The organism is Paenibacillus anseongensis (assembly GCF_009757995.1).
Lineage (GTDB): Bacteria > Bacillota > Bacilli > Paenibacillales > NBRC-103111 > Paenibacillus_E > Paenibacillus_E chondroitinus.
In genome coordinates this window covers 853,536-872,978 of record NZ_WSEM01000008.1, presented here as the reverse complement: position 1 = coordinate 872,978, position 19,443 = coordinate 853,536, and the positions used below count along the sequence as shown (strand labels likewise).

15 protein-coding genes are annotated in these 19,443 nt (G+C 49.3%); 13 read left to right on the top strand and 2 right to left on the bottom strand.

All coding sequences use genetic code 11. The features are described from left to right. Window positions 1–18 precede the first annotated feature (18 nt). The 8 genes from ccsA to hemG all read left to right on the top strand — a co-directional run bounded on the left by ccsA (window position 19) and on the right by hemG (window position 8,783). Window positions 19–852: a cytochrome c biogenesis protein CcsA gene (gene ccsA, locus GON05_RS11515; protein ID WP_127455285.1), complete on the top strand. Its 834-nt coding sequence runs from the start codon at window positions 19–21 to the stop codon at window positions 850–852. A 2-nt stretch (window positions 853–854) separates the two neighbouring features. Next, complete coding sequence (locus GON05_RS11510) at window positions 855–1,586, top strand: precorrin-2 dehydrogenase/sirohydrochlorin ferrochelatase family protein (RefSeq protein ID WP_157319232.1); 732 nt, start codon at window positions 855–857, stop codon at window positions 1,584–1,586. Window positions 1,587–1,599: 13 nt separating this feature from the next. Beyond that, window positions 1,600–2,547 carry a hydroxymethylbilane synthase gene (gene hemC, locus GON05_RS11505; protein WP_157319231.1) on the top strand — a complete coding sequence of 316 codons (948 nt, stop codon included), beginning with the start codon at window positions 1,600–1,602 and terminating at the stop codon, window positions 2,545–2,547. A gap of 5 nt (window positions 2,548–2,552) precedes the next feature. Beyond that, window positions 2,553–4,085 carry a uroporphyrinogen-III C-methyltransferase gene (cobA, locus tag GON05_RS11500; RefSeq protein WP_157319230.1) on the top strand — a complete coding sequence of 511 codons (1,533 nt, stop codon included), beginning with the start codon at window positions 2,553–2,555 and terminating at the stop codon, window positions 4,083–4,085. 28 nt (window positions 4,086–4,113) lie between these two features. Then, entirely contained in the window at window positions 4,114–5,109 is a 996-nt protein-coding gene (gene hemB, locus GON05_RS11495; RefSeq protein ID WP_157319229.1) for a porphobilinogen synthase, read from the top strand. A gap of 197 nt (window positions 5,110–5,306) precedes the next feature. After that, window positions 5,307–6,371, top strand: coding sequence for a uroporphyrinogen decarboxylase (gene hemE / locus GON05_RS11490; RefSeq protein WP_157319228.1), 1,065 nt, complete (start codon window positions 5,307–5,309; stop codon window positions 6,369–6,371). Window position 6,372: 1 nt separating this feature from the next. Beyond that, window positions 6,373–7,320, top strand: coding sequence for a ferrochelatase (gene hemH / locus GON05_RS11485; RefSeq protein WP_157319227.1), 948 nt, complete (start codon window positions 6,373–6,375; stop codon window positions 7,318–7,320). Then, complete coding sequence (gene hemG, locus GON05_RS11480) at window positions 7,317–8,783, top strand: protoporphyrinogen oxidase (protein ID WP_157319226.1); 1,467 nt, start codon at window positions 7,317–7,319, stop codon at window positions 8,781–8,783. The genes hemH and hemG overlap by 4 nt, the downstream gene beginning before the upstream one ends. Here the strand turns inward: hemG and GON05_RS11475 are convergent. Further along, entirely contained in the window at window positions 8,780–9,439 is a 660-nt protein-coding gene (locus tag GON05_RS11475) for a Crp/Fnr family transcriptional regulator (RefSeq protein WP_157319225.1), read from the bottom strand. The two genes, hemG and GON05_RS11475, sit on opposite strands and share 4 nt — an antisense overlap. A 72-nt stretch (window positions 9,440–9,511) precedes the next feature. On the opposite strand from GON05_RS11475, the gene hemL reads away from it, so the two are divergent. Next, window positions 9,512–10,810, top strand: coding sequence for a glutamate-1-semialdehyde 2,1-aminomutase (hemL, locus tag GON05_RS11470; RefSeq protein WP_157319224.1), 1,299 nt, complete (start codon window positions 9,512–9,514; stop codon window positions 10,808–10,810). 92 nt (window positions 10,811–10,902) lie between these two features. Here hemL and GON05_RS11465 read toward each other — a convergent pair whose 3' ends face one another. Further along, on the bottom strand, window positions 10,903–12,411 hold the full coding sequence (locus GON05_RS11465; protein WP_246238981.1) for a phosphodiester glycosidase family protein: 1,509 nt from the start codon (window positions 12,409–12,411) through the stop codon (window positions 10,903–10,905). A gap of 278 nt (window positions 12,412–12,689) precedes the next feature. On the opposite strand from GON05_RS11465, the gene GON05_RS11460 reads away from it, so the two are divergent. From GON05_RS11460 to GON05_RS11445, 4 genes are all read left to right on the top strand, one after another. Then, window positions 12,690–13,586, top strand: a complete 897-nt coding sequence (locus tag GON05_RS11460; protein ID WP_157319222.1) for an RluA family pseudouridine synthase — start codon at window positions 12,690–12,692, stop codon at window positions 13,584–13,586. Window positions 13,587–13,696: 110 nt separating this feature from the next. Further along, the gene (locus GON05_RS11455; protein ID WP_181646270.1) at window positions 13,697–14,794 is read left to right on the top strand and encodes a LysM peptidoglycan-binding domain-containing protein; all 1,098 of its coding nucleotides are present in this window, start codon (window positions 13,697–13,699) and stop codon (window positions 14,792–14,794) included. Between the two features lie 532 nt (window positions 14,795–15,326). Beyond that, window positions 15,327–17,996 (top strand): valine--tRNA ligase, encoded by a 2,670-nt coding sequence (locus GON05_RS11450; protein ID WP_157319220.1) that lies wholly within the window; start codon window positions 15,327–15,329, stop codon window positions 17,994–17,996. Window positions 17,997–18,057: 61 nt separating this feature from the next. Further along, a complete protein-coding gene (locus tag GON05_RS11445) occupies window positions 18,058–19,443 on the top strand; it encodes a bifunctional folylpolyglutamate synthase/dihydrofolate synthase (protein ID WP_157319219.1) in 1,386 nt (461 codons plus the stop codon).

Sequence of the window (19,443 nt, the reverse complement as noted above, 5' to 3'; positions counted from 1 at the left end):
TCGCCTGGGAGAGGTGCCATGGTAACTCGTAGCTGGTTGTTTGATGCGATGATTTATATGTATGCCCTGAGCCTATTGTTTTACTTTTCGGATTTCGCGAATGCGAACCGAAGTGCAAAACGGATGGGGACGGGGCTCCTTTTATTTGTATGGGTCCTGCAGACCGCGTATTTAGCAATTAATTTATACAATCATTTAACCGAATGGGCATTTGCCGGAACAGACGTCCTATTTATGTTCTCATGGTTGATTGTTTCAATTTCCTTGCTGGTAAACCGATTTTTCCGCATCGAATTATTCGTGTTTTTTGTTAACGTTTTTGGTTTCGCCATACTCGCCTTAAACATATTTGGAAACCCGAATGTCATGCCGATCAAAGCTGGTTGGGACGTCAACGATGAGCTCTTATTTATACATATTTCCCTAGCGATCGGCAGTTACGTGGCATTTTCCATTGCAGCAATCTTCTCTTGCATGTATGTGTTTTTACACAATATGTTAAAAGCTAAAAAGTTTTCTCAAACCGTAATGCGATTGCCTTCGCTTGAGAAAATTGAGCATTATACGTATTTTTCCGTCATTATCGGGGCTCCTTTGCTGCTGATGGCGTTAAGTCTTGGCGTGGTTTGGGTTGTCCTGGAGGGGAATCACAATTTACTCTATGATCCGAAGGTGATTAATTCATTCTTTGTGCTCGCCGCCTATGCGTTCTATCTATTTCAACAGAAGTCGATGCGGATTTCCGGCTACAAATTAGCTGCTTGGAACCTGGCTGCTTTTTTCATTGTCGTGGTTAACTTTGTTGTTTCCAACTTAGTTTCCGGTTTTCACGACTGGATATGGAGCTATTGAACATGAAGTACCCGTACCCGATTATGGTGAATCTCGCGGGAAAGCAATGTTTGGTAATTGGCGGTGGTCCTGTTGCTGAACGTAAGGTTTTCTCATTGCTCGAAGCTGGGGCCCGTGTGACGATGATCAGCATGGAATTCACGGAGAGATTAGCCGAACTGGCGAATCATTCGGCAGTAGTCCTGCACAGGCAGACGTTTCATCCGTCTATGATGACCAGTGAAGAATTTATGCCTTTTACATTGGTAGTTGCGGCAACTAACAGCGCTGAAGTAAACGCACAAGTCTATGAATTTGCAACGGTGCACGGGAAGTTGGTCAACGTGGTGGATCAGCCGGAGCTTAGCTCGTATATACAACCTTCAGTTGTACGAAGAGGGAAGCTGGTGATTGCCGTTTCAACCGGGGGAGCAAGTCCTTCGGCAGCACGTAAAATCGCCCGGGAGCTGGATAATAATTACGGTGAGGAATACGAGATTTATCTTGATTTTCTCAGCGAAGTACGGCATCTCGTTCAAAGTCAAATAGCGGACAAGCAAGCCAGACAGCGCATGTTCAAAGAAATGCTGGACTGGGACGTGCTGGAGAAAATTCGCGACGGTTCGTTCGACAATTGGAAGGACAAGCTTTACTTGGCGATAGAGAGAGGACCTTGGCCGAATGGATTAGCAGGTCAAGTGGATACAGACCGGCCTTCATGGTCAACGATTACAGATTTCGGACAGCGAGTTTAGGAGGCGGGTAGAGATGAGAACCATTATTGTAGGTACTAGACAAAGCGCACTAGCGTTAACCCAAACGGGGCAGGCGGTAGAGCTCTTAAAGCAACTGGCTGCGGAGCACGGGATTGACTGTCAATTTGAAATTAAGAAAATTGTCACGAAGGGCGACCGTATTTTGGACGTAACCTTATCCAAAGTAGGCGGCAAAGGGCTGTTCGTTAAGGAGATCGAACAGGCGCTTACGGACGGCGAGATTGACATCGCTGTCCATAGCATGAAAGATATGCCCTTCGAGCTTCCTGAAGGGCTTGTGGTCGGAGCGATACCGAAGCGTGAGGATCCGCGCGATGCGCTTATCACACGCGGATACGGCTCCCTACAGGAGCTGCCGCAGGGCGCTCTTGTAGGCACCAGCTCGCTGCGCCGTGCCAGCCAGCTGCAGCATCTTCGCCCGGACCTCCGCATCGAGTCGGTCCGCGGTAACATTGATTCGAGGCTGCGCAAGCTCGATGAAGAGAACTTCGATGCGATCATGTTGGCCGCAGCCGGTTTGCACCGGATCGGCTGGCAGGATCGCATCAGCGCGTACTTGCCGCCCGAAGAGTGCCTCCCTGCCGTAGGGCAGGGGGCGCTCTGCATCGAGTGCCGGGGCGGCGATGCTTTCGTGATGGACCTGCTGGGCAAGTTCCAGCATGAGCCTACTGCGCTCGCGGTGCGGGCAGAGCGGGCATTCCTCGGCAGACTCAACGGAGGCTGCCAGGTGCCGCTCGGCGCTTACGCGAGCGTAAGCGAAGAAGGCAGCGAGTCTGAAGGACCGCTGCTGACGCTGACAGGCATGGTCGGAACGCCGGATGGCGCGACCATGCTGAAGGAAACGGCTTCCGGGCGTGATCCGGAAGCGCTTGGCGAACTTATCGCAGGCAAGCTGATTGAACAAGGCGCTGAACGTATCCTAGCTGAGGTAAGGGAGTGAGCCACTTGAACAAGGGAAGAGTTTATCTCGTTGGCGCGGGTCCTGGCGACCCGAAGCTGATCTCGGTTCGTGGTTTGGAAGCCATTCAGAAAGCAGATGTCATTGTCTATGATCGTTTGGCGAATCCCCGTCTACTCAAGCATCGCAGACCGGATGCTGAGCTGATTTTTGTCGGCAAGCTTCCGGACAAACATATTTTAAAGCAAGAAGAAATCAATCATTTACTCGTAGATTTGGCTTTGCAAGGCAAGGTCGTGACGCGTCTAAAGGGCGGCGATCCCAGTGTTTTCGGACGTGTAGGGGAGGAAGCGGAGCTGCTTGCGGAGCACGATGTGACTTACGACATCATTCCTGGCATTACGTCTTCCATTGCCGTTCCGGCTTATGCGGGCATTCCCGTAACACATCGCAACTTCACGTCGTCCTTCGCGATTATTACGGGTCACGAGTATCCCAATAAAACGTATTCCGGTCTGGACTGGGAGCATCTGGCCAAAGCAATCGGTACGATGGTCTTCTTAATGGGTGTTGCGAATATCGAACAGATCAGCCGTGAATTAATACGCTGCGGCAAGCCCCCGGAAACGCCGGTAGCATTGGTCAGATGGGGCACGTGGGCTGACCAGGCAACCATCACAGGCACGCTCTCCGACATTACGGAGAAGGTGAGAGCAGCTGAATTCAAATCGCCTGCTGTCATTATTGTCGGTGAAGTTGTGAAGCTGCGTGAGAAGCTAGCTTGGGTTGAGAAGAAGCCGTTGTTTGGCCGTCGAATTCTGGTGACACGCGCCAGAAGCCAAGCCAGCGAGCTAGTGGATCTGATCGATGACCTGGGTGGAGAAGCTGTCGAGTTCCCGGTGATCAAGCTGCAGCCGCCAAGTCGTCCTGAAGCCCAGCAAGCATTGGACGAGGCTTTAGATGAACTGCATACTTACGATTGGATTTTATTGACCAGTGTGAACGGGGTGGAGTTTTTCTTCAACCGGTTGCGCGAGCGGAGGATCGATGTTCGTAGAATGGGCAATGCCCGCATTGCGGCAGTTGGCCCCAGAACGGCTGAGGCGCTTGCTGAGCGAGGCATTATCGCCGACGTACTTCCAAGCAAATATCAGGGTGAAGGCATGCTGGAGGCCATTCAGGCTGATCTGATAGCGGGTCAGAAGGTCCTACTGCCAACAGCCGATTTGGCACGTGATTATTTACCTGCTAAGATGCGCGAGCTTGGTTTGCAAGTGACGGAAGTTGATGTGTACGAGAATGTGCTCACAGCGGATGACGGAGATGAAATCATTCATCTGCTGCAAAATCATAGCATTCATATTATTACTTTTACGAGCTCATCCACCGTTACGAATTTGATTGAAGCCTTGAAGCAGCTTGGCATAGAAGAGCCTTTATCTCTGCTGCAAGGTGTTGAAATTGCCTGTATCGGACCCAAAACCGCAGAAACGGTACGTCAATATGGACTGCCGATTACGTATATGGCTGAAGAGGCCACTGTTGCTTCACTTGTTCAAAGCATGATTCAACCTAAATAATGGCATTAAAAAAGGAGGCGGAATCCTCATGAGTTTCCCCATTGTTCGTAATCGCCGCTTACGCGGTAATGCAGCTATTCGTAATTTAGTTCGTGAAAATCAGGTGACGGTCAATGACCTGGTACAGCCTATTTTTGTAACCCATGGCACGAACGTCAAGTCCGAAATTGCTTCTATGCCTGGCGTTTACCATTTGTCATTAGACATGCTGAAAGCCGAAATTGACGAAATTACATCGCTTGGTATCCAAGCCATTCTCCTGTTCGGAGTTCCCGACTTCAAGGATGCAAAAGGCACATCCGCTTACATGGATGAAGGTATCGTGCAGCAAGCAACTCGTTTTATCAAAGAATTGAACCCGAACTTGCTCATTATTGCGGATACTTGTCTGTGCCAGTTTACAGATACGGGACATTGCGGTGTCATTCATCATCATCCGATTACAGGAGCAGCCGACGTTGCGAATGATTCCTCCCTTGAGCTTCTGGTCAAAACGGCGGTTTCCCAAGCGAAAGCCGGTGCTGATATTATCGCCCCATCGAATATGATGGACGGTTATGTTCATGCGATTCGTTCCGGTTTGGATGAAGCAGGCTACGAAAATACACCGATCATGGCCTACTCGGTGAAGTATGCGTCAGCGTATTACGGCCCGTTCCGGGACGCTGCACATTCCACACCGCAATTCGGCGACCGCAAAACGTATCAGATGGATCCTGCGAACGGAAGAGAAGCGCTGCGTGAAGCGGAAAGCGATGTTGTAGAAGGCGCTGACTTCTTAATGGTGAAGCCGGCTCTTGCTTACATGGACGTCATTCGTATGCTCAAAGATAATTTCGACCTGCCGGTCGTGGCTTACAATGTGAGTGCTGAGTACTCCATGATCAAGGCTGCTGCCCTGCAAGGATGGGTTAATGAAGAGGCAATCGTGATGGAAACCATGCTGAGCTTTAAGCGCGCCGGTGCTGATATTATCCTGACGTACTTTGCCAAAGATATTGCCCGCTATTTGAAAAACAGCTAATTTTAGAAGATGGAACCATCCACCCTAGAAGGCGCAGCCAAGCAGTTTCCCGAGGAAATTGAACCGCCGCCACACCTAGTTGCGGGTGGTTCTTTTGTCATACATTTGTCGCAAAACGTAAGCTTACGTCGGTTGTGACAGGGGTATAATTAGGGCATAATGAATGAGAATAGATGGAAACCAGAGGAAGGTGCCTCATGAGCTACAACGACAATTTTATTAAAGCGTGCCGGAAAGAACAGGTGGATACACTGCCGGTATGGTATATGCGCCAAGCCGGTCGTTACGATCCGGATTATCGGAAAATTAAAGAAAAGTTCACTCTGCTCGAGATTTGCAAACAGCCGGAGCTTGCTGCAGAAGTTACGATGATGCCCATTAAGAAGCTTGGTGTTGATGCGGCAATTTTATATTCAGACATTATGAATCCCGTTGCTTCACTTGGGATCGATTTTGATATTGTCAAGGATGTTGGTCCAGTTATTCATACACCGGTTCGGACGGCGCAGGATGTTGAACGTTTGCGTCCTATTGATGTGGACAAAGACTTGTCCCATATCATTGAGACGATCCGCATATTAGACAAAGAGCTTGAAGTTCCGCTGATTTCATTCGCCGGCGCGCCATTTACGATTGCCAGCTACTTGATTGAAGGGAAGCCATCCAAGAGCTATATTCGTACGAAGCAGCTTATGTACTCTGAGCCTGCCGTTTGGTTTGCGCTGATGGATAAACTTGGCGACATGGTGATTACTTATTTGAAATCCCATATTGCCGCAGGTGCGAAGGCTGTTCAAGTATTCGATAGCTGGGTAGGGGCGCTGTCTCCTGCAGATTTTCAAGTGTATGTATTACCTACAATGGAGCGGATTTTCAAGGAGCTGTCTCACTTGAAGGAGCCGAAAATCTATTTTCCAGGCGTAAGCTCAGGCGAATTGCTTCCTTATTTGCACAATCTGCAAGCGGATGTCATTGGTTTGGACTGGCGTATTCCGATTCCGGTAGGACGTGAGCGGGTAGGCGAGCGCTTCGCGGTGCAAGGCAACCTGGATCCTTATATCCTGACGGCTCCTATGCACGTCATCGAGCAGCAGGCGAAAGAGATTATGGATGAGGGCATGAAGAAGCCAGGTTATATTTTCAACCTTGGACATGGGTTGTTCCCGGAAGCGTCGCTGGAAAAGCTCAAAGATTTGACGGCATTCATTCATGCGTACTCGCATTCCGTGTTAACTCAACAAGCAGAAAAGAGTGGTGTTTAGGATGACAAAACGTCGTGTTGGTGTATTAGTCATGTCCTACGGGACACCGGAAAGTCTTGATCAGGTGGAAGCGTATTACACGCATATTAGACGCGGACATCCGCCTACACCTGAGCAGCTGCACGAATTAACTGCGCGTTATGAAGCAATTGTAGGCGGGTTCTTCCCGCTGCGCGAAAATACGAATAAGCAGGTCAAAGGCCTTGAGGACACATTGCGCGCCGAACATCCGGAAGTTGAGTTTGTGTGCTATCAAGGCTTGAAGCACGCTCAGCCTTATGTTGAAGATGGTGTGGAGCAAATGGTCAAAGACGGGATCACAGAGGCTGTAGGAGTCGTTCTGGCCCCTCACTACTCGACGATGAGCGTTGGCGGTTATGTGAAGAGAGCGAAGGACAAGGCAGAGGAGCTTGGACTTAAGATGAGCTTCGTTCTGGATTACCATCTTCATGCGAAATTGATTGATGCTCTGAGCACTCGGGTCGAAAAGGCGCTAACGAAGTTCAATGATGCGGAGCGGAGTGACATCCGTGTTATTTTTACAGCACATAGTTTGCCTGAGAAAATTCTCGAAATGAAAGATCCATACCCGGATCAATTGCTTGCGACTTCCAAAGCTATCGCTGAACGCGTACAGTTGACCAACTGGCAATTCGGTTGGCAAAGTGCAGGCCAAACGGCCATGCCATGGCTGGGACCTGACATCTTGGACGTTCTCAAGCAAATTCAGAAAGAAGAAGGCGTGAAGAGCGTTCTGCTCTGCCCAATCGGTTTCGTATCCGATCATTTGGAAGTTCTTTATGACATTGATATTGAAGCGCAAGCTTTGGCTAAGGAGCTGGGCTTGCATTTAGAAAGAACGGAATCGCTTAATACGGACCCGTTATATATGCAAACACTTAGTGATGTTGTTTACACCAAATGGCAGGAAGAAAGTAAACAGTCATGAGTACCCCTACACCTCACTACATGATCGTTGGCGGGGGAATTACAGGACTTAGCGCTGCGTTTTATCTGAAGAAACGTTTGGAAGCGGAAGGCAGGCCATTTCGTATTTCTGTGGTGGAGAAGTCGGCTGCATTTGGCGGGAAAATTCGCACGATCGAGAAAGAGGGCTTCGTTATTGAAAAGGGGCCCGACTCCTTTCTTGCCCGGAAGCGGCCTATTATTGATCTGGCGTATGATCTTGGACTTGAACAGGAGCTTACAGGTACGAATCCGAAGGCCAAAAAGACGTATATTGTGCGTCAAGGGAAGCTGCATCGGATGCCTCCTGGATTAGTGCTTGGGATTCCCACACAAATGACCCCGTTCATGAAAACAGGTCTTATCTCTCCGCTAGGCAAAGTGCGGGCAGCCTTAGATCTGGTTTTACCTAAGCGTGAAATAACGAACGATGAGTCTTTGGGACATTTTTTGGAACGCCGATTAGGTAAGGAAGTCTTGGAGCGAATTGTAGAACCGCTGTTAGCGGGGATTTATGCGGGAGATACGTTCAATCTCAGTTTGAAATCGACGTTTCCTCAATTTCGAACGATGGAGCAGAAACATCGGAGCTTGATCCTCGGCATGATGGCGAGCCGCAAAAACGTCCCGGAAGAAACGGCACATTTGCCTGCAGCGATTCGTAGTTCGGTTTTCGTCACGTTCAAGAAAGGGCTCCAAACGCTTGTCTCGGGCTTAGTGGCAGCACTGGAGTCAGCGGACTTGCGAACGGGGTTAGGTGTTGCTTCTATTCGTCAGGCAGGACAGCAGACAGAGGTCTTATTTGAAGACGGTAGCAGCGAAATTGTCGATGGCGTGATTGTAACGTCACCGACTTATCAGGCTGCCCAAATATTGGGTCACTTCCCTCCAGCAAGCGAATTGAAGAAAATTGATTATATTTCCGTAGCGAATGTCATCATGGCATTTGATCGGAAAGATATTCCGTTTGAACTGGACGCCTCGGGTTTTCTAGTTCCGCGAAATGAGGGCAGCACGATCACCGCGTGCACGTTAACCTCCGCCAAGTGGCTGCACACGGCGCCAGAGGGCAAAGTGCTGCTGCGCTGCTACATCGGCCGTTCAGGCGAGCAGGAATGGCCTGCGTGGTCTGATGAGCAGTTGATCAGCAAAGCACGCCATGATCTGCGTAACTTGCTCGGTTTAACGGCTGAGCCGCTGTTTACGGAAGTAACGCGTCTCAACCATTCAATGCCCCAATACCCGGTAGGACATCTGGAGCAGATTGCGCGCTTCCGTGAAGAGCTGAATGCCGCAATGCCACAGGTTCTGGTGACAGGGGCAGGTTTCCATGGCGTTGGTCTTCCTGACTGCATCAGGCAGGGGAAAGAGGCTGCCTGGCAGCTTGCAGACCGTATCATACATCAATCCGCTAAGGAGCCGGCTGTAACCTCCGCCTCCATCTAGCGCAGCTTGGCCAGATCCAACTTGAAGTCGGAAGGGGAGATGGCCAAGATTTGTTTTTCCTCTAGATCGCGAATCACTTGCATGAGGATCCCTTTTTGCACACCGGCAAGCTGCGAAATTTCATCGAAATTGAGCACGAGCTTGATGGTGATCTTGTTCTCTGAGCGAATGCCATGTTTGTTAGCCAATGTAATTAAGCTTTTGATTACCCGAGTTCTGGCGTCTAAAAAGGTTAAATCATAAACCTGCTGATTCGTATCGCGCAGCCGGTTGCTAAGTTCTTGCATAATGACTAACGTGATATCAAAATGGTTACGCAGCAGCTCGAGGAAGTTTTGCGCTGTCATGGAAAGCAGCACACAGTTTTCCAAGGTTTGCGCCGAAGCTGACCGCGGCTTGCCGTCGATCAGAGACAGCTCGCCGAAGCTCTCGCCGGATTTGCAGATGGACAGTATTTTCTCCTCACCGGAGCTGCCGGTTGTGAAGATTTTAACGGATCCGCTGACAACCATATAAAACACGTTGCCGATTTCTTTTTCGGAAAAAAGGACGGTATTCCCTTTGTAAGAGCGTCTTATGCAAATCTGTGCCAGCGCGTTCTGCTGATTTTCATTGAGCCGAGCGAATAAAGGGACTTTTTTAATATAATCAAGCATGTCAGGTACCGCCTTTTTATAGGTATAATGTCAATATTTTAGCATAGAAAGTTTAACGGGGGGTATTAAATTATGGAAAATTCGAGCAGAATCGACACGCGCTCTGCAGCCGCTTTTCAAGAATCCAAGAAGGTCATTCCCGGTGGCGTCAACAGTCCTGTTCGCGCCTTTAAATCGGTGGGACTCACACCGTTGTTCATGGAGAAAGGTGTTGGATCCCGCGTTACGGATATCGACGGCAACACGTTTATTGACTATGTAGGTTCTTGGGGACCGCTTATCGTTGGACATGCTCATCCTGCGGTGCTGGAAGCGATTAAAGCGACTGCTGAGAAGGGGACAAGTTTTGGCGCTCCGACGCTTCTGGAGACTCAGATGGCGCAGCTGGTCATTGATCGTGTGCCGTCAATTGACATGGTTCGAATGGTAAACTCCGGTACAGAAGCGACGATGAGCGCATTGCGATTGGCTCGCGGTTATACGAAACGCGACAAGATCGTTAAGTTCGAAGGAAGCTATCATGGTCACGCGGATGCGCTGCTGATCAAAGCAGGTTCCGGTGTAGCTACGCTGGGCTTGCCTGATAGTCCGGGTGTCCCTAGCAGTGTGGCAAGTAACACCATTACAGTGCCTTATAATGATCTGGCTTCTGTGCAATTAGTGTTTGAGAAGTTCGGTGAAGAAATTGCCGCTCTGATCGTTGAACCGATTGCTGGCAATATGGGCGTAGTCCCTCCAGCACCGGGGTTCTTGGAAGGACTACGTGAAATTACGAAGCAATACGGTTCGTTGCTTATCTTCGATGAAGTGATGACGGGCTTCCGCGTGCACAAGAACTGCGCACAAGGCCTGTACGGCGTTACACCGGACTTAACGTGTCTTGGTAAAGTAATAGGCGGCGGACTTCCTGTAGGCGCTTATGGAGGCCGTCTGGACATCATGGAGCAAATGGCTCCGGCTGGTCCGATCTATCAAGCTGGCACGTTGTCCGGAAACCCACTGGCAATGGCAGCAGGGTATGCCACATTGTCGCTACTAGGCGAGCCGAATGTCTACGAGGAGTTGGAACGCAAATCCGCCATGTTGGAAGCTGGATTTACTCGCAATGCCGCTGAATTCGGTGTGGCAAGCACGATTAATCGCGTAGGCTCGATGATTTGTCCGTTCTTTACCGAGACGAAGGTCACGAATTATGAGACGGCCAAAACGTCCGATCTGGCGAAATTCAATGCTTACTTTGGCCATTTGCTTGATCTAGGCGTTTCGGTTGCGCCGTCACAGTTTGAAGGGATGTTCGTATCCACGGCGCATACGGATGAAGATATCGCGGCGACGATTGATGCTCATCGCGAAGCGTTGAAAAGATTGTAAGACCAGCATGAACAACAAAAGAGGCTGTATCTAAGTCATCTACGATTGATGACTTCGGATACAGCCTCTTTGGCGATCTTATGTAGTCCAACCTATTCTGTTTTCACTGGAGGACTAGTCACGGGCTGAGAAGGGTTTGCAGCGTTATTGTTACCCTGCTGCTGGCCCTGCGAAGCGTTCGAGCTCGGCGTCGGTGTCGCGCTCGGTTTTGGTGTTGCGGAAGCTCCTGTCGAGGAGCCTCCGGAACCTGTTGTGCCGCCGCCTGTTCCCGGTGTCGGCGTCGGGGTTGCTGATGACGCTGGTGGAGTCGGCGTTGGTGTTGATGTTGGTGTTGTCGTCGGTGAAGTTTGCGGTTTCCCCGTCGAATTTGGTTTGCCAGAACCGTTATTTGATTCTGAAGGGTTTTGTGTCGTCCCGCCATTTTTGACTGAATCACTGCTGGATTCAGGCTTTTGGGACGGTGTCGGAGTAGCTGTTGGTTTCGGTGTTGCTTTTGGCGGATGCGCTTTGAGTTCAGCTTGTTCTTTCAAGAAATCAGGGTGATCGTAAGCGCCGCCTGGATCGATGGTGGTCAGTCCTGCCCAAACATTTTTCACTTTTACTTCATCCGGATGATCGAAAACAAGGAAGGCTGACGGCAAGCGACGCTCGCCATAACGGCTGGAAGGACTCGTGATCAACTCATCGTTGTAAACCATCTCGGAAGAAGCTCCGCCATCCAAGAAGCCTGCATTAATTACGCCGTCTGCCAGGAAAATATCCTGTACTTCTTTCAGGGTTGCACCCACACTGTGAGTTTGACGGCCGTCGATGACGATGAAAATAACGGTGCCGTCTGCTTTTTGGCCTACAGCCGTACGGGGAGCGCGTCCCCAACCGCCATCTCCGCTTGTAATAAGCGGTTTGCCATTTGCGATAACACGAGGATAGAATGAAACCGCATCTGTAACGCCTAGCTTCAATAGATCGTCAATCGTATATTTACCGATAATGAGCGTACCTTCTTTGGTAAACCCAACAATATGCTGTGGAATGCTGCCTTCTTGGTCGGTATAAAGAATTTCCCCACCGGACATAATAGCTCCAATTGGGGCAAATCCGTTTCCTAAACCGTCCGGATCGTTAAATCCTCCGCCGTTGACGCCTGCGACAGCGCCTGTGCGCTGAACCATCGAGGTGATTCTTTCGCCTTCGCCTTGCTTATCAGGAACGACAACGCGAATCGTACGCGGATCGTAAACATACATCTTTTTACCTTTCCAGAATTGACCGGAAATATCTTCAACCTTCACGAGGCTTTCTATGGAACGGTTCGTATTGAACTGAACAGCTTGCAAGTCTTGTTTTTCTACTGAGTTAACTTCGGTTAAATTTTGCATTTCAAGAACCATCTGGTCTCTGCGCTGGGCGCCTACGAAGATCCAGGCCCAATCCCGGTGCTGCGTGGTAATGACCGTTTTGGCTAAATACTCGCGAATGAATGTCCCTGGCGGGGTCAGAAACAAAAAGCTTGAAGTAAGGAATGTACATACAGCTATAACAAGTAAAGTGCGCTTCAACCAACTATAGTTGCGAAAATGATCTAAAATTGAACTACCCAAGTTGTTCCTCTCCTGCTCTAGTATTCTATTTGATGATTCAATGTCGAAAAAAATCAATACTAGACTTATATTATCATATTTTTGCATGCAATTGATATTGGTAATTGTTAAAATAAAATGTACGTCATCCAATATTCATATCCAGTATCCATAAGGAGTTATTGATCCATGAAACGTTACTATTTTTTTGATTTTCCTATAGATTTAATGGCTTTGACATTCTTGTTTCTACTGATTTTACTTGCTATCGTCATTTCTTTTCATAGAGGGACACGTTCATGACGGTGTGGAAACGCAACGGGGAATGGCTGGAACTTCCACTTCCGAGTGAAACATGGAAACCCTTGAAGCCAGGTAGCGTTGATGAAATTGCTGCTTTGCTGCCGGTTCCGCGCAAATACTTTCTGCGATTGGCTTCCCAAGGGCGTATCCGTGTGCAAGACAATCAGGTAAATCTTCATGTGTTTGCGAATGAAGAGGCAGCGTTCCGTGCTGAACGCCATGACGTTGACGTCCTGTTCGAGGACGATTTCTGCCTTGTTGTTAACAAGCCGGCAGGCATGTCGGTGCATCCTTCCGAAGCAGGTCAAGGCGGTACGCTGGCTTCTGCCGTAGCCTATTATTATGAATCGACCGGTCAAGCCTGCGCCGTGCGGCATATCCATCGTTTGGACCAGGATACGACTGGCGCTGTTTTATATGCCAAAAATGAATGGGCACATGTTCTGCTTGATGAAGCCATGCGCGACAAGCGGATTGATCGTCGTTATGTCGCTCTGGCCCAAGGAGTTTTCAAAAGAAAGCAAGGAACGGTGGACGCGCCAATCGGCAAAGACAGGCATCAATCCGGCAAACGCAGAGTGACAGCAGGCGGCGATCAAGCAGTGACGCACTATCAAGTGCCGCGCCAATTGAACCATGCTGCGCTTGTGGAACTGGAATTGGAAACAGGGCGTACGCATCAGATTCGGGTACACCTAAGCCACTTGGGGCATCCGCTTGTTGGCGACGTCCTGTACGGGGGATCTTCCCGTTTGTTCCATCGCCAGGCCCTGCATGGGGAGAAGCTTACGTTCGAGCATCCTATTACGCAAAAGCTGATTGAGGTTCATGCACCGCTCCCGCTTGATTTCCAGCAATTGCTGGACAAAGTCGAGTCGACAACAAAAATGTAGTCATGCCTCGCCCTTACCACCCATATACTTAGAAAGACAAACAAGTAAATGGACCAGCAATCCGAGAATGCCTTCGGCATCCGGGTTTGATGGAAGGGAGGATTAATCCGGTGTCTGAACAACAACCAGGTCTGAGATTCGATATCTATGAGCGTGTTCATTTGCAGGAGGATTTGGCGGGGATACAAGAGTTGAATGATGTAGAATTGGTTCCTCACATTCAGGTGCTTACTTTGGATAATCAGGCGATACTTAAAGGAAACTTGCTGCTTACAGGCAACTATGCCAGCGAAGAAGGGGGAGCACCGCGACTACTTGAACATTTGATTCCGGTAGAGATCACGTTGCCTCTGAATCGCATTCATCGTGTAGAAGACATTCAAGTGGATATTGAGAATTTTGACATTGATTTATTATCAGCGAGAAGTTTGAATGTGACAGGTGTGTTATCTCTTCAGGGCGTCGAAATTGTTTCGGCTCCGGTTGAGAGCTGGCGGGAGGAAGAGGAAGTTACATTCGTGCATGAGATTAATTTCCCACGGTACGAGCCGCCGCCTGCCAACTATCCGACTCAGCCGATTCAAGAGAATCCGTCGATTCAACCGATTCCAATGCCTTATATGCAGCCGACTCCCCAGGTTCAGGAGCCAATAGAACAACAGATGCCAACGCCTACACAAATGCCAGTGAATGAAGAGCCCGTTCCTGAGCTTATACAGTCATCGCCTTCGTCGATTGAGGAAGACGATTGTGAGGACGGCGGCTCGGCAGTTGTAGATATTGAGCAAACGGAATTGAAGGTGAGCCCCCATTCGGACAGCACGGTTGTTACGGAGGAGAAAAAGGATCTCAAAGTTGCGTTCGGGAAGAAGGCCAATGAGGCTGTCGATATCAACCCGTACGGTCTCAAGTCGCTGCTCTCGAAAGCGGGCTCGTACCTTACGGACAAGAGGCGGGCTGAGGAGGAAGCGCAAGCTGCTCTCGCCGAGGAGTCGCGGATAGACGCCGTTGAGTGGAAGCGCCTGTTTCTTCAAAACCAGACGAATTCGCAAGAGTTCAGAAAGTTGAAAATGTGCATCGTTCAAAAAGAAGAAACGTTAGAGACGATTGCCAAGCGCTATCAGCTCAACCCGCGTGAGCTGCAGCTGCTGAACAGGCTCGGCGATCAAGAGATTTCCGTAGGGCAGGTTATTTACCTCCCTAGATAATAAGCTGGATACATAGGCAAGAGCCTCTGGCCGTTTTCACGGCTGGGGGCTCTTCATTTGTTGCGGAACATCTTTTTTGAAAGCGGCATATTTTACTCATAAACGGTAATACTTGAATGATATATTGACTCTATTTCAAATGTTCGTTATCATATGATGTAATCCTTTTGAGTAATATTGGAAACGTTGATAGGGAGTAGTAGGCGGAATGCCCTTCAGAGAGTGGAACTGCAACGCTGAAAGGTTCCATAGGAAGCAACCGAACGAAGTCGCCCTGGAGTTGTGAATGTGACGGGAAGCGCCCGCGATCCGCGGAGTAGCTCACTTAGCATTTGCCGGCCGCAGCCGTTATCTGTTTGAGAGCCACGCGCTTCATGTTGAAGCTGCGCGGAATAAAGGTGGTACCACGGAAGCAAGCCTTTCGTCCTTTGCGGGCGGAGGGCTTTTTTTGTTTGATTTAACCTAGCAGACGAGCTTAATAACAGGCCTCAAAAGCCTATTTAACAGAGATAACAGTAATGGAGGTAATCTTATGACCGAAGCGAATGAAACGAAAGAGCAATTGCAAATGCCTACCACGTACGACCCCAAAGAAGCGGAGCGAAAGTGGTACGATTACTGGATTAAAAATGAGTTTTTCAAAGCGGGCGGCCGTCCGGACGCGGAAACCTACACCATTGTGATTCCGCCGCCTAACGTAACGGGTATGCTGCATATCGGGCATGCGCTGGATTTCACGCTTCAGGATATTTTGGTTCGTACGAAGCGGATGCAAGGGTATGACACGCTTTGGCTACCTGGTTCCGACCATGCGGGCATTGCGACACAAACGAAAGTGGAACAAAAGCTCCGCGAAGATGGCCAATCCCGCTATGATCTGGGACGCGAGAAGTTCCTGGAGAAAGTTTGGGAATGGAAAGAGCAATATGCGAACACCATTCGCGAGCAGTGGGCTAAAATGGGCTTTTCATTGGATTATTCCCGTGAGCGTTTCACGCTGGATGAGGGGTTGTCCCAAGCCGTTCGTGAAGTTTTCGTCAGCTTGTATGAAAAAGGGCTTATTTACCGCGGAAACTATATTATTAACTGGGATCCTGCGGCTCGCACGGCGTTATCAGACATTGAAGTTGAATATAAAGAGGTTCAAGGCGCGCTTTACCATTTGTCTTACAAAACGACAGACGGCCTGGATTCCATTGTTGTCGCTACAACGCGTCCAGAGACGATGCTTGGCGATACGGCGGTTGCTGTACATCCGAAGGATGAGCGCTACCAGCATTTGATCGGCAAGAAATTGCTGCTTCCGATTGTAAACCGCGAGATTCCGGTTATTGCTGATGAGTATGTTGAGAAAGAGTTCGGAAGCGGTGCTGTGAAAATTACGCCTGCTCACGACCCGAACGATTTTGAAGTAGGAAAACGCCATGATCTGCCGCAAATTCTTGTCATGGATGAAACGGGTACGATGAACGCGAATGCGGGCCCTTACCAAGGCAAAGATCGGTTCGAATGCCGCAAGCAAATCGTTGCTGATCTGAAAGAACAAGGCGTTCTGATCAAAATCGAAGAGCATGTTCACCAAGTAGGCCACAGTGAGCGCAGCGGGGCTGTCATCGAGCCGTACTTGTCCACGCAGTGGTTCGTAAAAATGCAGCCGCTTGCCGATCAAGCGATCGATGCGCAAAAATCAGGCAAAGGGGTCAACTTCGTACCAGACCGCTTTGAGAAAATTTATTTGAACTGGATTGAGAATGTTCGTGATTGGTGTATTTCCCGTCAGCTATGGTGGGGTCACCGCATTCCAGCTTGGCACTGTGCAGATTGCGGGCAAATTACGGTATCCCGTGAGGACGCTTCAGCATGTACACACTGCCAAAGCACGAATCTCAAACAAGATAACGATGTACTTGATACATGGTTCAGTTCGGCTCTATGGCCGTTCTCCACATTGGGCTGGCCGAACGATACAGAAGACCTTAAACGTTACTATCCTACGAATGTTCTAGTAACGGGTTATGATATTATCTATTTCTGGGTAGCTCGCATGATCTTCACAGCCCTTGAATTTACGGATCAAATTCCGTTCAAAGACGTGTTGATGCACGGACTTGTACGCGACTCCGAAGGCCGTAAGATGTCCAAATCGCTTGGCAACGGTGTAGATCCGTTAGAGGTGATTGAGAAATATGGCGCAGATGCTATGCGCTATATGATTTCTACAAGCAGCACGCCGGGACAGGATCTCCGCTTCCGTTGGGAGCGAGTGGAGCAGGCTCGCAATTTTGCCAATAAGATCTGGAATGCATCCCGTTTTGCGCTTATGAATCTCGAAGGCGTTAAGGCTGAAGATATCGATCTGACAGGCCAACTTGGCACAGCCGATCGCTGGATTCTGCATCGTTTGAATGAAACAGTTCGCGATGTAACTCGCTTGATAGACAGCTATGAATTCGGTGAAACCGGCCGCTTGCTGTATAATTTCATCTGGGATGACCTGTGTGATTGGTACATTGAGTTCAGTAAATTGAGCCTATACGGCACAGATGCAGCTGCGAAGAAGAAGACGCAATCCGTATTAGCTTACGTGCTGGATCGTACACAGCGCCTTATTCATCCGTTCATGCCGTTCATCTCCGAAGAAATTTGGCAGCATTTGCCGCATGAAGGCGAAACGATTACGCTTGCTTCTTGGCCGACTGAGAACCCGGCGTTCGAGTCTCCGGATGCTGTTCGCGAGATGGAGCTGCTGATGGATGCAATCCGTTCCGTTCGTAACATCCGGGCCGAGGTTAACGTTCCGATGAGCAAAAAGGTTGAGCTGTTGGTTAAACCGGCAAGCAGTGAGACGCAAAGTATTCTTCAAAGGAACGAAGAGTACCTGAAGCGTTTCTGCAACACATCCCTGCTGCAAATCGACGCTGAAATGGGCGCACCGGAGAAAGCGATGACCGCAATCATCACAGGAGCAGAGCTGTTCTTGCCGTTGGCAGGGCTGATCGATATCGCGCAAGAACTCGTGCGTTTGGATAAAGAGCTGCAAACTCTGCACGGGGAAGTTGAACGTATCGAGAAAAAGCTGGGCAATGAGGGCTTTGTGGCCAAGGCGCCTGCGAAGGTGATTGAGGAAGAAAAGGCTAAGCTTGCAGATTATGCGGATAAGCGGGATAAAGTGATTGCTCGTTTAGCGGAATTAAAGGGATAATTTCAATAAAACCAACGATTGCCTAGTTACGTATACAAGGTGATTCATATAGTAAATGAGGATGAGATCGATGAACGAATTCAAAGACAACCATCCGGCTGCATTCCAAAGCGCGCAAGAAGCGATCTCTTGGATTGTCGGGCGGATGGAGAAACTCGGTATCAAACCGGGACTCCAACGGATGCAGATGTTGATGGAGAAACTCGGTCACCCTGAACGCAGATTGAAATTCATTCATGTGGCGGGTACGAATGGCAAGGGCTCTACATGCGCTTATTTAACTTCTGTCTTGCGGGCATGCGGATATGATGTGGGGACGTTCACGTCCCCGTATTTGGAAAAGTATACGAATCGTATCCAAGTGAACGGTGAGGATATTCCAGATGCTGATCTGCTTAGACTGGTGAATGACATGAAGCCGGTGATTGACGAGATTGCCGAAACCGAACTCGGGGCTCCGTCGATGTTTGAAATTTCTACGGCGCTCGCTATTATGTACTTCGGCAAGGTGGCTTATCCCGATTACGTCGTATGGGAAACAGGCTTGGGGGGAAGGCTGGATAGCACGAATATCGTGAATCCGGTCGTAACCGTCATTACCAATGTGGGTCATGACCATATGGACATTCTGGGAGATACCATCGAGAAAGTAGCTGCTGAAAAAGCGGGAATCATTAAAGCTGGTGTTCCTATTATTACAGCAGCCCAGCCTCATGAAGGCTGGAGCGTTATCGAACAAACGGCGAAAGCCAAGAAAGCGACGCTTTACTCGCTTGGAGATCAATTCAATTACGCGAATGTGACCAGTCAATTGGATCTTCAGACCTTTGATTTCACGGGTCAATTCCGGCCGATTCCGGGCGTGCCGATTTCGCTGAATGGCGAACATCAGCTGAAAAATGCCGCAGTGGCCGTGATGACGCTGGAAGTACTTCGTCAATACTATGCATGCATTGTGGACGATGAGGATTTGTACAAAGGGCTGAAAGAGACTCGCTGGCCTGGACGGCTTGAGATGATTTCGAACGAGCCTCGTGTATTGCTCGATGGTGCGCATAATCCTGAAGGTGCCGCGACACTTGCTGCTGCGCTTCAAACCGTCTATAGCTACCGAAAGCTGAATCTCATGATGGGAATGCTTTCGACAAAGAATCATACGGGCTACCTCAGGCATATACTACCATTGGTGGATACACTTATTATTACGGAACCCGATTTTCATAAAAAAGGGGATGCCGAGATGCTCGCGGAGCTAGCACGTGAACTTCTTCATGATATGGACCGTCAGGTGGATATCGTGGTTGAGCGCGATTGGAAGCGGGCATTAGAAATCCTTACAAGCAGAACTGAGCAGGATGATCTGGCGGTCGTATCCGGCACGCTGTATTTAATCTCTGATGTTCGTTCTTGGATTACCTATCAAACCGATTCTGAAAAAGGATGGTGA